Origin of the sequence: uncultured Phyllobacterium sp. (genome assembly GCF_902479695.1) — a bacterium.
In the GTDB taxonomy this organism is placed as follows: Bacteria; Pseudomonadota; Alphaproteobacteria; order Rhizobiales; family Rhizobiaceae; genus Phyllobacterium; species Phyllobacterium calauticae.
Window position 1 is genome coordinate 166124 of sequence record NZ_CABSQF010000001.1, and the last position, 15123, is coordinate 181246.

Annotated in this window: 14 protein-coding genes; 2 read left to right on the forward strand and 12 right to left on the reverse strand. The window is 58.3% G+C overall.

Annotated elements, in window-relative coordinates:
- Nucleotides 1–25: 25 nt before the first annotated feature.
- The 4 genes from RDL77_RS00770 to murA all read right to left on the reverse strand — a co-directional run bounded on the left by RDL77_RS00770 (nt 26) and on the right by murA (nt 5026).
- Nucleotides 26–1549 (reverse strand): ABC transporter substrate-binding protein, encoded by a 1524-nt coding sequence (locus RDL77_RS00770; protein ID WP_288191441.1) that lies wholly within the window; start codon nt 1547–1549, stop codon nt 26–28.
- An 81-nt stretch (nt 1550–1630) separates the two neighbouring features.
- Complete coding sequence (gene murQ / locus RDL77_RS00775; RefSeq protein WP_288191442.1) at nt 1631–2554, reverse strand: N-acetylmuramic acid 6-phosphate etherase; 924 nt, start codon at nt 2552–2554, stop codon at nt 1631–1633.
- 337 nt (nt 2555–2891) lie between these two features.
- Nucleotides 2892–3773: an N-acetylglucosamine kinase gene (locus RDL77_RS00780; protein ID WP_288191443.1), complete on the reverse strand. Its 882-nt coding sequence runs from the start codon at nt 3771–3773 to the stop codon at nt 2892–2894.
- Nucleotides 3770–5026, reverse strand: a complete 1257-nt coding sequence (gene murA, locus RDL77_RS00785; protein ID WP_288191444.1) for a UDP-N-acetylglucosamine 1-carboxyvinyltransferase — start codon at nt 5024–5026, stop codon at nt 3770–3772. Before murA ends, RDL77_RS00780 begins: the two co-directional genes overlap by 4 nt.
- A gap of 346 nt (nt 5027–5372) precedes the next feature.
- Here murA and RDL77_RS00790 point away from each other — a divergent pair, with 346 nt between their 5' ends.
- Nucleotides 5373–6230 (forward strand): MurR/RpiR family transcriptional regulator, encoded by an 858-nt coding sequence (locus RDL77_RS00790; protein ID WP_288191445.1) that lies wholly within the window; start codon nt 5373–5375, stop codon nt 6228–6230.
- A 45-nt stretch (nt 6231–6275) separates the two neighbouring features.
- On the opposite strand, the gene RDL77_RS00795 is transcribed toward RDL77_RS00790, so the two are convergent.
- Both RDL77_RS00795 and RDL77_RS00800 read right to left on the reverse strand, forming a co-directional pair.
- Nucleotides 6276–7019, reverse strand: coding sequence for an aspartate/glutamate racemase family protein (locus tag RDL77_RS00795; protein WP_288191447.1), 744 nt, complete (start codon nt 7017–7019; stop codon nt 6276–6278).
- Between the two features lie 22 nt (nt 7020–7041).
- Nucleotides 7042–7671: a flavin reductase family protein gene (locus RDL77_RS00800; RefSeq protein ID WP_288191449.1), complete on the reverse strand. Its 630-nt coding sequence runs from the start codon at nt 7669–7671 to the stop codon at nt 7042–7044.
- A 126-nt stretch (nt 7672–7797) separates the two neighbouring features.
- Here RDL77_RS00800 and RDL77_RS00805 point away from each other — a divergent pair, with 126 nt between their 5' ends.
- Nucleotides 7798–8475, forward strand: a complete 678-nt coding sequence (locus RDL77_RS00805; RefSeq protein ID WP_223614320.1) for a GntR family transcriptional regulator — start codon at nt 7798–7800, stop codon at nt 8473–8475.
- Between the two features lie 11 nt (nt 8476–8486).
- On the opposite strand, the gene RDL77_RS00810 is transcribed toward RDL77_RS00805, so the two are convergent.
- The 6 genes from RDL77_RS00810 to RDL77_RS00835 are packed head-to-tail and all read right to left on the reverse strand — an operon-like array spanning nt 8487 to nt 15103.
- The gene (locus RDL77_RS00810; protein ID WP_288191451.1) at nt 8487–9482 is read right to left on the reverse strand and encodes an ABC transporter ATP-binding protein; all 996 of its coding nucleotides are present in this window, start codon (nt 9480–9482) and stop codon (nt 8487–8489) included.
- Entirely contained in the window at nt 9479–10453 is a 975-nt protein-coding gene (locus RDL77_RS00815) for an ABC transporter ATP-binding protein (protein ID WP_374042630.1), read from the reverse strand. Before RDL77_RS00815 ends, RDL77_RS00810 begins: the two co-directional genes overlap by 4 nt.
- Before the next feature lie 4 nt (nt 10454–10457).
- The gene (locus RDL77_RS00820) at nt 10458–11954 is read right to left on the reverse strand and encodes an amidohydrolase family protein (RefSeq protein ID WP_288191453.1); all 1497 of its coding nucleotides are present in this window, start codon (nt 11952–11954) and stop codon (nt 10458–10460) included.
- Entirely contained in the window at nt 11951–13144 is a 1194-nt protein-coding gene (locus RDL77_RS00825) for an amidohydrolase family protein (protein WP_288191454.1), read from the reverse strand. Before RDL77_RS00825 ends, RDL77_RS00820 begins: the two co-directional genes overlap by 4 nt.
- A gap of 7 nt (nt 13145–13151) precedes the next feature.
- Entirely contained in the window at nt 13152–14111 is a 960-nt protein-coding gene (locus RDL77_RS00830; protein ID WP_288191455.1) for an ABC transporter permease, read from the reverse strand.
- A gap of 23 nt (nt 14112–14134) precedes the next feature.
- Nucleotides 14135–15103, reverse strand: coding sequence for an ABC transporter permease (locus RDL77_RS00835; protein ID WP_223614328.1), 969 nt, complete (start codon nt 15101–15103; stop codon nt 14135–14137).
- Nucleotides 15104–15123: the final 20 nt, after the last annotated feature.

The window sequence follows — 15123 nt, forward strand, 5'->3', positions numbered from 1 at the left end:
GAAGTGATCGGCAATCCCAGTCCAGCTATTGCTGGACGGTCACCTTACTGAGACCGAAAAGCGAACCGATGGGCGTTGCAGTGAAGCCCTGGACACTCTTTTGCTGTGCCGTATAGCTGTAGGAGGTATAGAGCCAGATCCAGGGAGACATCTCTGCGAGATGTTTTTCGAAATCACTGAAAATGACCTTGCGCGCTGCAGGATCGGTCTCGGCGCGGCCCTTCTGCATGAGACTATCCAGGGTATCGTCAATGTAATTTGCAACCTTTTGCAGGTTTCCGGTCTTGGTCCAGTACCGGCTGTACATCGAATAGGGATCCGCGCTGCCGCCATTCAGGGCAACAGCCATGTCGAAATCGCCTTTCAGCCATGTATCGACATAGACGTTCAGTTCCATGACCTTGATATCGAGTTTGACGCCGATTTCGGCCAGTTGGGATTGGATGACCTGAGCCTCTGCGGCGGCTGTTGGCGGTTCGCCGGTTGCCGCGATGACCGTGGCCGAGAAACCCTTCGCATATCCCGCATCGGCCATGAGTTTCTTGGCCTTCTCGACATCCCGCTTGTAACAGAACAGGCTGTTGGGATCTGTTGCAAAGGATGGTGTCGTTATCGGGCCTGTCACCTTGCCTTCTCCCAGGGAAGCCGTATCGAGAACTTCCTTCCGGTCGATGGCGCAGGAAATGGCCTGCCGTACCGCAAGCTCGGTCATTGGCTTGCGCGACGGATTAAGCTGCAGCACGTGATAGGCAAGCACAGGCGCACGATTCAGGACCAGTCGCTCTTCCCGTGGGATGAGTGTTGCAATCAGAGGGTCGTTCAGCAGCGCAAAATCAACCTGGCCGGTGCGCATGGCCGCCAGGATCGCCGTTTCGTCGGGAAGAACACTGATATTGATGCCCTCGACACCTGTTGCACCTCCCGCCCACGCCTTGTTGGCGACCAGTATCTCGCGGGAATTCGGATCCCACTTCTCAAGCTTGAAAGGCCCCGAACCTACAGGCGTTGTGCTGATCGCTCCTTTTTCAATTTCACGCGCGGAAATGATCGCCGCGTTCAGATTTGTCATCGCCGTCAGAAGCGGCACATCCGGCTGGGACAGATGAAAAACCACCGTGTGAGGGTCAACGGCTTCGATATTGGCAATCGACAAGAAGTTGGCCCGCGCCACCGCACCGGTCGTCTCGTTGAGTATACGCTCAAATGACGCCTTCACATCCGCTGAGGTGACCGGATCCCCGTTCTGGAATTTTGCATTCGGGTTGAGTTTGAAGGTCAATTCCGTACCGTTGGACGAAAACTGCCAGGAATCGGCAACAGCCGGAACAATCTGCAGATTGGCATCCAGACGCACGAGCGGCTCATAAATGAGCTCAAGCAGCCTTATGGAAGAGAATGCGGTCTGCTTGTGCGGATCGAGACCCGTCGCGTCCTGCGACCAGGCCATGCGCAGCGTTGCCGCAGTTGCTGGCGAACCCACCATCGCCACGCCAAGGGCTGCAGCTATTGCAAGACAAGAAACCAGTTTCGCTGTTGAACGCCTTTTCATTTTTCTTTTTCCCTCTGGAGCTATTTTGAGCGGCCTTATGGACGCTTGATTCGTTTTACTTCCTGCTAAACCGGCATGGTCTTACGACGGCTTTGCATTTATCGCCTTTCGCAGAAAACCTCCTGCATCTTTTAACGCCACCCGCGCTTTTTCCACGTCCATTCCCGTTTTGACCATCAATATCGCCAGCTTCACATCATTGCTTGTCTGATCGAGAGCTTGGCGCGCCTGCTCAGTGGTACAACCGGTTGCCTGCATGACAATACGCGACGCCCTGGCCACGAGTTTTTTATTGCTCGCGTGCACGTCCACCATGAGATTCTGATAGCTCTTTCCGATCCGTATCATACTGGCCGTCGTCAGCATGTTGAGAATGAGCTTCTGCGCGGTGCCGGATTTCAACCGGGTTGACCCGGTAAGAACCTCCGGACCGACAACGGGAGAAATCGCGATATCGGCAATTCCGGCAATGATTGAATCCGGGTTGCAGGACAAGGCAACGGTCGAAGCCCCTACCTGTTTGGCGTAATTCAGCCCACCGATCACGTAGGGCGTGCGTCCGCTGACCGCGATACCCACAACCACATCCTGTGCCGTCAGTCCAATGTCCCGCAGCGCTTGTTCCCCCTTGTGCGGATCGTCCTCAGCGCCTTCTATGGCCCTGACCATCGCCTCGGGACCGCCCGCGATCAGCCCCACCACCACGCCTTCAGGTACGCCGAAGGTTGGCGGACATTCCGACGCATCCAGAACCCCCAAACGGCCGCTGGTTCCCGCTCCCATATAGATCAGCCTCCCACCGGCTTGGAAGGCAGTGACGACCCGGTCAACTGCCGTAGAGATATGCGGAATAACCTTCTCGACAGCCGATGGCACGCCTTTGTCTTCATCATTGATCTTCTGCAAAATATCGGCAGTCGGCAGAAGATCGATCTGCATCGTCTGCGGATTTCGGCCCTCGGAGACCAGTTTTTCCAACTCGGATATCAACGCTTGCTCAGTCATCGGCCAACTTTCGGGAGAACTGCTTTTGATCAAAATGCGATACCGGCTAAAGCGATGAGATCGCATCTCACCGGGGTCGTCCGCGCATTGCATGAATTGTCTATTCCGCATTCGGAATGCGGCCGCTCGCTCCCTGCTGCAACAGCTCTCATTCTTTTTATGTTAACTTTTTATGATTTATTATTCCTTATGTCAATATAAATTTGGAATTATATATTCCTAACCAGACGCGTTTATCCATCGGCTGAAACTGGCAGTTCACCTGCCTTCCGCAAACGGACGGCCATGATTGAGCCCGCTTACCGACAATGATGATGGGCAGTCGTAGTCTGAAGTCTCAGCACGATTTTCTCGCCAGAATGATCGCACCTGAAACCGCATCACCATCGGCGGGTTTCAGGCGGCGGCGAATGTCGGGAGCCAACCATGGCTCCAGCGGCGTCGACAGCCCTCCGAGAAGCGTGACGCGGGGCGCACCTTTTTCGATCAGCGCGCGGACGATGGAGTCAATCTGTTCGGCCGCTCCCTGAACCAGACGCCGCCCCACCATGTCACCCTGATCTGCATGGCGCATCACCATGGGTGCGAGCACGGCATAATCGGTCGCCGTCGCCCGATCCATCCATGCAACCACCTCCACAGGGTCGTTCTGGAACCGCTGCATCACCTCGCCCAGCAACGCACTCTGTTCGTGGCGACCATCAAAAGCCCGCAACGCGAGTTGGACAGCCTTCAACCCCAGGTCCGCGCCACTGCCTTCATCGGATATTGGAAAGCCATACCCGCCAACCCGCAGATCGCGCGCCCCGGCGAAACCAAGACCGATGGAACCCGTTCCGGCAATGACAATCGCGCCATCCGCGCCGGAGTGAGCCCCCAGACAGGCGGCAACGCCATCGCTCGTGAAAGCGATGCTGGCAAACGGATGAGGGATAGCCCGAAGCGCCTCAAGCGCGCCCTTGCGGCCGATGCCGGCAAGACCGATACCGGCATGCATGCGTGCGGTTTCCCGCTCCGTGAAACCGGCTTCCGCTATTGCCGAGGTAAAGGCGCTGGCAACGGAAGCCCAGGCCGCGTCCACGCCAAGACGGGTTGTCGCGGGTCCGGAGAGCCCTTGGCCGAGGACCGCACCAAAGCCGTCTTCAATGCGGGCGCGGCAGCCCGTGCCGCCGCCATCGACGCCAAGAAAAAACAATTTCTCATGCATGGCGTCGCTCATGAGCTGATCCGCTCGATATCAGCGCCGCAGAGCCGAAGCTTGCGATCCAGCTGCTCATAGCCGCGATCAAGGTGATACACCCGGTTGATGATCGTCTCACCTTCACAAACGAGCCCCGCCAGGACGAGCGAGACGGAAGCCCGCAAATCCGTCGCCATAACCTGCGCACCGTGCAGCGGTTCCCCGCCGCGCACCAGCGCAGTCGTTCCCTGCAGCGTTATGTTCGCCCCCAGACGCATGAGCTCCGGGACATGCATGAAGCGGTTTTCGAATATGGTTTCGCGCAGCAGTGATGCGCCCTGGCTCCGGCACGTCAATGCCATGAACTGGGCCTGGAGATCCGTGGGGAACCCCGGATAGGGCTCCGTGGTGATGTCAACGGCCTTCAGCGGCCCCTCCCGAGACACAATCAGGCCCCGGTCGCTGGGCCAGACGCTGGCACCTGCTGTTTCAAGCGCCTGCACAACAGAAGCCAGATGCTCCAGACGGGCATGGGTCAGTTCAAGCTGACCGCCGGTAATGGCCGCAGCGATTGCATAGGTGCCCGCCTCTATCCGGTCAGGGATGATAGCATGCCGGGCGGAGCGCCACGTCGTATCGCCTGCCACCAGAATGCGATGCGTCCCGGCCCCTTCGATGCGGGCTCCCATTGCACTGAGGCAGGCGGCGAGGTCAACCACTTCCGGTTCGCGTGCAGCATTGAGGATTTCCGTTTCACCTTTTGCTGCGGTGGCCGCCATCATGGCGGTTTCGGTCGCCCCCACAGAGGGAGAACTGAGAACAATGCGCGTTCCCCGCAGCGAAGCTTGCGCAGATGCAACGATGACGCCGTTCTCGATGGCAATATCGGCCCCAAGCGCGGCAAGTGCACTGACATGCATGTTGACGGGCCGGGCACCAATTGCACATCCGCCGGGCAGCGAAACCCTGGCATGCCCGAAGCGGGCGAGCAGCGGCCCAAGAACCAGTATGGTCGCACGCATTCGCCTGACAGTGTCATAGGATGTTTCCTTCGACACAACGGCGCTTGTATCGATGGTTGCCGCATGCAGCGACCGGTCAATGCGCGCGCCGTGGAGTTGCACCACGCCCAGCATGTTCTCGACATCGTTGACAGCTGGCAGATTGGTCAGTTCCAGCGGATAGGGACTCAGCAGCGCAGCGGCGATTTGCGGGAGTGCCGCATTTTTCGCGCCGGAAATCGTCACCGCGCCTTCCAGCCTGTTTCCCCCGATGATCCGTAATCTATCCATGATAACCACTGCCTGATCTGAGGAGCATGAAAATAGGGTGGGCTTCGTTCGACACCCTCTTCACCTGCAGGTTGCGTCCGACATAGAAGGCACAACCATCATGGCGATGCACAAAAACTAATTGATCATTCCACGGTGTCAATTGATTTAGGAATATATTATTCTACGTCAGATTATTTGCGGCGTGATGCTTTTATCGGCAACGCTTCTGACGCCATTGCGAGGAGTAGCCAGTGCTTTGAATTGACGGTAGGTATGTCATTTCGGCGAGCCTGGAGGCTCCGATTATTCCATAGGTCCGCGCTTTGGCGCGAGCAGCCTGAACGGCCAACGCGCAAAGGAACGCATGTCTATACTGCAGAAAATCAATGCACAGTTGGACTCCATGGCGCCTGCCGATCGCCAGATCGGGCAGTTCATCATCGACAATCCGGATCAGATGCTGCGGCTGTCATCGGCTGCTCTGGCCGTGGAGACGGGCCGGAGCCAGTCCAGTGTGGTGAAGTTCAGCCAGAAACTCGGCTACGCCGGCTATATGGAGCTGAAGCTCGCTGTCAGCGAAGCCAAGGCACAGGAATGGACAGCTCCGGCGGGAATGATCCACGGTACGATCGAAATAGGCGACAGCTATCTCGTCATCCTGCAGAAACTGATCGGCAGCAAACAATTGTCGATGCAGCAGACGGTTGCCGTCAACAATGAAAAGGACATCGGCATCGCTTTGGAAATCCTGCGCAAGGCCCGGCGCATTCATATGGCAGGCGTCGGCGCATCCTCGCTGGTGGCACGGGATTTTGCCTATAAGCTGATGAAGCTTGGGCGCAATGTGCTGCACGACAGTGATAGCCATGTCCAGATGGCCAACGCATCCACGCTTGGCGCTGATGACGTCTTGTTCGCCCTCTCCTATTCAGGCGACAGTATCGAGACGTTGCGCATTGCCGAGCTTGCCAGCCAGCGCGGCGCGACCGTCATTGCCGTGACCGGGCTGAAGGATAACCCGCTGAGCCGCGTCGCGGACATTCGGCTTTACACCTTTGCCGATGAAGAACGCGTTCGCTCTTCATCCATCACGGCAAGGGATGCGCAACTGACGCTGACCGACCTGTTGTTCATCCTGCTCATTCAGGGGCAACCGGATGCCCATGAATATATTCACAACAGCGAAGTTGCAGTCTCCGTTCTGAAGGCTGAGCACCTTTAACGGCCCCGGCAGGCAACCCATATCGGCCGCTACCTTGACGGATGATCACGCCAAATTGCCCACCTGCTCCACGTTGGATGCGGGGGACGGCGATTTGATCCGGGGGAAATCATAGCCATTCACCTTGGATGTCTTGTATCCGGCCCCGACCAGCGCTTCGGCAACCTTGACGGCTGCCGTGACGCCGTCAATGACGGGAATACCGGTCGCGGCGCTGAGCCGGTCGCATAACAACGACATGCCGGCACAGCCAAGAACGATCGCTTCCGCGCGGTCTTCCAGTTTCGCCTTGCCGATTTCAAGCACGAGAAGACGCTCTGCCTCGACCGGGTCTTCATCCAGTCCCAGCACCGGCAGATTGATGGCGCGCACGTTGCGGCAATGATGGTTCGCGCCGTAAGCACTGACCAGATCTTCGATGATCGGAATGGAGCGGGGCAATGTCGTGATCACCGTGAAGCGCCGGCTGATGGTCATCGCGACCTGTATGGCGGCCTGGCAGATGCCGATCACGGGGCCCCGTGCAATCTCGCGTGCCGCATGCAGGCCGGGATCATCGAAGCAGGCAATGACATAGGCATCCACGCCTTGCGCCTGCCCCTTGCGTATTTCGGAAAGCATGGCCGGAACAGCCATGGCCTCGTCGGCCCCACCCTCGATGCTTACCGGCGTATCCACGGGATTAACCGCGGTGACGCGCGTTGTCGGATAGGCCACCCGGACGGCACTTTCCAGAACCTGGGAAGTCATGGACGCAGTGGAATTTGGATTGATGAGAAGAATATGCACGGTCGAGTTCCTTCAGCGCCACTTAATCGCGGCGGGATTTGGTAAAATCGGCAATTGGCGGAGGCGCCAGAACGAACTGTCGATCGGATGTGATGTAATTATCGGCGTGGAGACGGGCGATGGGCTGATAAACGTCCGGATTGACATAGCGCCCCTCCGCGTCAAGGCAATCGCGGCGCACATGCATATGGACGACTTCGCCAAGGACAAGCACCCGCTTCGGAAATTCGATCAGGCGCTCGACGCGGCATTCCAGGGCACAGGGAGCCGTGGCAGCATACGTCGCATCGATTTGATTGCATGCGGCCGCCTCAAGACCGGCCATCTCCAGTTCATCGACCTCGCTGTCGAAACCCAGCCCGCAAATGAGCATCTGCTGCGCCATGCTCATATCCACCATGTTGACGGCAAACTCACCCGTACGGCGGATATTGGCGATCGTGTCTTTCTCTTCCCCCGATGGCCGTGGTTGTACACCGAGGATCAGGATCGGCGGATCATGCGAGAACACATTGAAGAAGCTCATCGGCGCCGCATTGCTGTGGCCGGCGCTTGAACGGGTCGTTACGAGGGCGATCGGCCGCGGGCCGATAAAATTCGTCAGCAGACGATATCGGCTCTCCGGTTCAAGCTCTGTAAAATCAAACTGCATGCCGACTCTCCCGTTTCGCTATATAGTATACAATTATTGGGCATTATTGTCTACAATCATGCAGACAAAACGAGTTGACATTTTCCATTTGATCGCGATTGTCTGTCACAATCGGGAGACAGGTACATGACTGAACAAGCAGGGGCTTCAACACAGCAGATTGTTGAACGGGTATGGCTTTCCATTGCCGAGCGCAGGCTTCGGCCCGGCGTGCAACTCAAGGAAGGGCAACTGGCAGCGATCTTCGACGTCAGTCGTGCCCGCATCCGCCAGGCATTGGTTGCACTTGAACGGGATGGGCTCGTCACGATCATCCCGAACCGCGGCGCATTTGTCTGCCAACCTTCGGTGGATGAAGCACGGGATGTCTTCTTTGTCCGCCGTGCGGTCGAACGCTGTATTGTCGAGCGGCTTTGCAAATCAATCTCCAAGGTAAATGTCACGCGGCTGCGAACCCATGTTTCCAAAGAACGAACCGCCAATGCACAGGATAGCACGACCGATATCATCAAGCTGTCAGGCGGCTTCCATCTCTTGCTTGCAGAGGTCGCGAACTCGGACTTTCTTTTCGCCACGATGCGCGATCTGATCGCAAGAAGTTCCCTCATCACTGCGGTCTACCGCAACACCAATCGCTTCAACTGCGGGCCGGACGAACACGCCGAAATTGTCGACGCAATCGCAAATGGCGATCTTTCCAAGGCAACAGGGCTCATGGAGCACCACCTTGAACATGTGGAGGCCGAGCTCGATCTGAGCGAAATCCGTGATCTTCCGCACGATTTGCGTTCCGCGCTGGCCTGAACCGCTGACCGTCATTCTGCTGCAGTTGCAATCTTCTCCTCGACCAGATGGCATGCCACGCGCGTGCCGCCCTGGAGAGTACGAACCTCTGGCACTTCGGCCGAGCAGCGTCCAATGGCAACCGGACACCGCGGGTGAAAAGTACAACCGGATGGCGGCTTGAGCGGACTCGGCACCTCGCCGCCGCCAACGACCCGGTCCCTGTTCGGCTTCTGAACATTGGGGATCGTCTGCAAGAGAAGCCGCGTATAGGGATGCAGCGGATTGGCAAACAGCTCTTCCGTATCCCCCTCTTCCACGATACGCCCGAGATACATCACCGCAATGCGGTCCGACATATGCCTGACAACGCTCATGTCATGGCTGATGAACAGATAGGTAAGACCGAGTTCGTCCTGCAGCTTGCGCATAAGGTTGAGAACCTGCGCCTGCACCGACACATCGAGCGCAGATGTCGGCTCGTCGCATACGAGGAATTCGGGTTCGCTGGCGAGCGCCCGTGCGATTGAAATACGCTGGCGCTGACCGCCCGAAAACTCATGCGGATATTTTTCGCCATCCGAAGCCGATAGCCCGACGGTCTCGAGCAGTTCCTCAACGCGATCAGCGATTTCATTCGACGTTTTGAGCAGCTTCATCTCGCGCAGCGGCTCGGCAACGATGTTCTTCACACGCCACCGGGGATTGAGCGAGGCATAGGGATCCTGGAAGATCATCTGCACCGAAAGTGGCGCCCCATTGCGTCCCGGTGCAAAGCGAAGTTCGCCACTGCTGGGTTTATGTAACCCGGTTACAAGACGCGCAACCGTTGATTTGCCGCAGCCGCTTTCTCCGACGATGCTAAGGCATCCGCCTGTGGGCACGGTGAAGCTGATGTCATTGACGGCTTGCAGAAGCTGACGCGGTTTGCGCTCGATAACCCGGCTCAGCCACGGTGCCGAGACGTCGAATGTCTTGACGAGACGTTCGGCGGTAAAAGCCGGCATTTTTTGTCCGGTCCCGGTCATGCTGTTCCTCCCGCGTTGAGCCAGCAGGCGCTTGCGCCATCGCCCGCCGGCATGAGTTCAGGTTGCTCTCGAATACAACGCGGTCCGACCGATTTGCAGCGCGGATTGAAAGCACACCCATCCGGAATCGCATCTAGCCGGGGCATGGATCCGTCGATCTGGTTGAGGCGTTCCACGCGGGCAGCAAGTGCCGGAATGGAAGCCATGAGGCCGCGCGTGTAGGGATGCGCCGACGCGTGCAACACCTGATTGACCGAACCAACCTCGATCAACCGGCCCGCATACATGACCGCCACTCTGTCGGCTGCTTCTGCGATGACACCCATATCATGGGTGACCAGCATGACAGCCGTGCGCTTCTCCTTGCAAAGTTTACGCAGCAGCGAAATGATCTGCGCCTGAATGGATACGTCCAGCGCCGTGGTTGGCTCATCGGCGATCACCAGCTTGGGCGAGGCCGCGAGTGCCAGGGCGATGACCACTCTCTGCCGCATCCCGCCCGAGAACTGATGCGGATAATGGTTCACCCGCTCATCCGGAGAAGGAATGCCAACCTCTCCGAGTAATTCGATCGCCCGGGCTTTCGCCTGCGATTTGCTCATGTTGAGATGCTGGCGGATTGTCTCGCTCAGTTGGGCACCCACCGTGAACAGCGGGTTCAGCGAGGTCAGTGGATCCTGAAAGATCGCACCGATTTTGCGGCCGCGGATTTTTTCCATCTCATAGTCATCAAGGGTATCAATCCGGCGATTTTCGAGCCAGATTTCGCCGCCGCTGATATGGCCGGGGCGCTCAAGAAGACCTTGAATGGCCAGACCGGTCATCGACTTGCCGGCTCCGGATTCGCCGACCACGCCAAGAATCTCGCCTGCCCGGATGTCGAGACTCACATCCGAAAGCGCGGCCACCGTTCCGTGGCGTCCGGGGAATTCCACCGTGAGATTGCGAACCTCAAGGATGGGCTGATCCATTGTTTCACCCATGTGCGCTGCTCTCTATTGGATAACTCGGAGGGAATATTTCGGCGACCGATGGATGCGCCCAGCTTCGCTCGGGATATTTGGCAATCAGTCCGTCAAACTGTTTCTGTATGCGTTCCCGGGCAGACATCATGTCGATGCCTGCAACCTCACCGAACAGCATGGAAGGACGCCCGTCGACAAAGGCCGCCCGTGTCACCTTGCCAGATCCGCCGGTAACAAGCGTCGTGATCGGATCGATTGATGGCGCCATGATCGCATCGTCAAGGCCGAACACCGCAATATCCGCGCGCGCCCCCGGTGAAAGATGGCCAAGATCCGTTCTGCCGAGCGCCCGCGCACCGCCAAGCGTTGCGGCGTCGAAAAGATCAGCGCTGCGCACCCGGTCCGGCACCCCGTCATTGATACGCGATGTGATCAGGCCGATGAGCAGATTCATCAACATGTCGGCCGGTGCTGTGTCGGTACCCATCGCAATATTGATCCCGCGGTTCCGGCATGCGGAAAACGAGTTCAGCGTGTTGCCGCCGCGGGCAGACACCAGCGGACAATGCACAATTGAAACACCGTTGGCCGCATAAAGGCGAAGATCTTCGTCCGTTGCGCTGGTTGCGTGCGGCGCAATCAACCGCTCGCTCAAAAGTCCCGATTTCGCGAGCCAGACCGGCGCTGTCGAGCCATGCAGCGCACGGACCGTATCGACCTCCATGACGCCTTGCGCCATGTGCAGGCGGATCTTGCAACCGAGTTCGCGTGCTGCGGCATCGGTACGTTGCAGCAATCCGGCCGTGCATGTCTCAACACGGTCGGGCGCAAGCATACCCCGCACGAGATCTCCGTGACGGCCGGTCTGCCGTTCGATGAAGCGCACGGCATCTTCCAGGCCGCGCAAGCCGCGCTGCTCATCGAACACCGGGCGTATATGCCCTGGATTTTCAAGGACCATGCCGCCCGATCGATAGGCGGGACTGAGATAGACCCGCAAGCCGAGGTCTCCAGCCGCATCCGCAGCGGCATCGAACTCGGCAACGGTCTCACCCCACTCGCGATAGAACAGCGACGCGATCGGCGCGGCGGTGGTTATGCCGTTCAACAGAAGCTGACCGAAGGCAAACCGCTTCTGGAAGGCCAACTCTTCCGGCGTATACATCTCGTAGGGGCCCGCCTCAACATAAGAGCGGGGCCAGACCCGCCCCTTGGCCCAACCCGGATGGTTGTCGATGCCGAGGATCGTCGTGTCGAGATCGGAGAGTGCGTCAAGGTCGATGAACCCTGGACTGATCAGCGATCTCCCGAAATCGACACGGCGTGCCACCTCTCCTGGAAAGTGATGCCCGACGAACAGAATTTCGCCGTTCTCGAATACAACTTCTCCTTTATGGACAAGCCTATGGGCCCCATCACGATGGCCAAGCACCCAATCGGCAGTCAACAGCGTCCGCCCTTCGGGCCTGCGGCCAAGCGTCAGCGTCTCGAATCCGGCTTTTGTCATGGCATGTCCACAATGGCTTGGCCTTGCCGTGCCGTGACACGTCCGCCCTTGATGACCAGCGGACGCGGGGCAATGTCGACAACCGCATGCGCCAGGGTCTCACCCGTCAGAAGGGTCAGGTCGGCCGTACACCCGACTTGCAGACCATAGCCCTCGATCTGCATCACGTCAGCGCCGCCCTGCGAGACGATATGCAGAACATGTTCGAGTTCGCGGTCTTTCCGCAGCCCGTTTTTCATGCCGATGATCTTGGCACGGTCGAGCATGTCGGGCTGGCCCCATGGCCCCCAGGTGTCGCGAATACCATCGCAGCCGCCGCCGACGCGTATGCCGGCTTCCTTCAGTCGCATGACTGACGGAACCGAAGCAGACGGCGCGCCCGTAGTGAGGATCGCCACATCGAGTGCTGCGAGTTCATCCATCAGCTTTCCGACCCGCAGATAGTCGTTCATCCCGAGCGCAAACGCGTGGCTAATGGCAACTTTACCCTGCATGCCGTTTGCGCGGATACGCTCAAAAATGAGCTCCATGGTGAATGCGCCGAGATCCCCGACCTCGTGCAGATGAATATCGATCGGCCGTTGATGTTTGACGGCAAGCGCAAATATCGTGTCGAGCTGGCCCTTCGGGTCACGATCTATACCGCAGGGATCGATACCTCCCAGCACCTCACAACCTTGCCGCAGCGCCTCGTCAAGCAGTTCGGCGGTGCCGGGCATGACCATGACACCGGACTGAGGGAAGGCAACGATTTCGATATCGATGATGCCGCGCAATTTCTCGCGGGTTTCCCAAACGCCTTCCACGATGGACAGGCCGTGGGTCGGGTCGATATCGACATGGCTGCGGATATGGGTTGCACCATGCGCCGCCAGCCCGATCGCATGCCGCATGGACTGCCGGTGCGGATCAATGCCGATCGCACTGCGGTTCTCGCGCTCAAAATCAATGCGCTCGCGCAGCACGGCCGCCCGGTTGTTCTCGTGCCACGGCATGCCCCATGTCGTCTTGTCGAGATGCGTATGGGCATCGATGAGACCCGGAATGACAATGGAGTTGCCTCCATCCTCGACCGGCATGCCGGGCTCCGGTGCGAATTGACCGAAACCGGCTATTTTCCCATCCTTGATCAGGACATCACAGCTGTCGCCAGCCATGGGCCGTACATTACGGAGCAATAGATTGGTCATGTGTCATCTACCTCAATTTCGGGTTTAGAGCGTCGCGCAACCAGTCGCCCAACAGGTTCACCGCAACGACGAGAAGGCAAAGCTGGAGCACGGGAAACAGCACGATCCACCACGAACCGGAAAACAGGAACTGGTTGCCGATGCGGATCAAGGTTCCCAGCGACGGCTGACTGGGTGGCATACCTATGCCGAGGAAAGACAGCGTCGCCTCAGTCAAAATCGCCATGCCGAAGTTCAATGTCGCTGCCACAAGGACCGGTGTGAGCGTGTTTGGCAGGATATGGTTGGCCATGATCCGGCGAGCCGGTACCTTGATGAGCCTGGCTGCGTGCACATAGTCCTTGCCGCTCTCCACAATCGTCTGGGCGCGAACCGTGCGCGCATACTGAACCCATGCCGACAGCGCGATAGCAAACACCAGCACGGCCGAAGCCCCCATTTCCCGAAGTTCCGCGGGAAGCATTTGCCGGACGACCGTCGAAACCAGAATGGCGACGAGAATGGTAGGGATCGAAAGCGTGACATCGCCGATGCGCATCAGAAGATTGTCGACAAAGCCGCCGAAATAACCCGCCACGAGGCCGGCACTCATGCCGATCACCAGGGACAGGGCGACCGACGCAATGCCGATGAAAATGGAGATGCGTGTCCCGTAAAGGATGGCCGAGAGCATATCGCGGCCTTGCGTATCGGTTCCGAGCAGATAGGGCCATTCACCATTTTGCTCCCAGATCGGCGGCAGCTCCGCTTTCCACATGTCCAGCTGTGCCCCGTCATAGGGGTTTTGAGCCGCGATCAGCGGCGCAAACAGTGCCGTCAAGATCAGGATTGCCAGAATGATGGCGCCCGCGATTGCTACCTTGCTGTGCGTGAATGACCACCAGAGGTCGCTGTTGCGCATGCGCCTGAGAAGCGGCGCTCGTGCAGGCCTTGGCGCTTTCGGTGTCTTCGATACGTCTGTTGTCATCGGACAGGTCCCTGACTCTGGGGCTAGCGTGTGCTGCGCAAACGCGGATCGATGACCGCATAAGCGATATCCACGAGCATATTCAGAACAACGAAAATGAAAGAGATGATGCACAGATAGGCCGCCATCACGGGGATATCGATGAATGTTACAGCCTGGATGAACAGCATGCCCATACCCGGCCACTGGAACACGGTTTCCGTGATGAGCGCGAAAGCGATCAATGAGCCCACATTCATTGCCGTCATCGTGACAACCGGCATGAGGCAGTTTCTCAGTGCGTGGCGGAAATAGATGCGCCAGCGGGGAATGCCTCTCGCCCGGGCGAATTTAATGTAGTCGGACCGGAGCACTTCCAGCATCTCTGCCCGCACCAGCCGCATGATCAGCGTGATCTGGTAGAGCGACAGCGCGATTGACGGCAGGATGAGGGCGGCCCGTCCCGACGATGTCAGCAACCCGGTCGACCACCAGCCAAGTTTGACGACGTCGCCGCGTCCGAATGCCGGCAGCCACCCCATGCTGACCGAGAACACTAGGATCAGCAGGATACCGACGACGAAACTCGGCAACGACACGCCGACAATGGAGAGAAATTGAAGCCCTTCCGTGTACCACTTACCGCGCTTGATCGCCGTAAGAACGCCAAGAGGAATGCCGAACACCAGAGAAATCAGTGTTGCCACCAGCACCAGTTCCAGGGTTGCGGGAAACCGGTCTGCGATCAGCGTCAGAACATCCTGGCCGTTGCGATAGGAGATACCGAAATTGCCCTCAGCCGCATGGATGACAAAGCGGACGTACTGGGTAGGCAGGTTATCGTTGAGACCCAGCCGTTCACGCAGATTGTCGCGATCGGCCTGCGTCATCTGTTCATTCGCCATAAGCTCAACCGGATCGCCGGCGAGCCGGAAAATCAGGAAGGCGAGCATAGCCACTGCGAGCATCACCAGGATTGCGTTTGCCAAGCGCCTCACAATAAAAACCAGCATCTGTCGCCTCCCTTAATTCT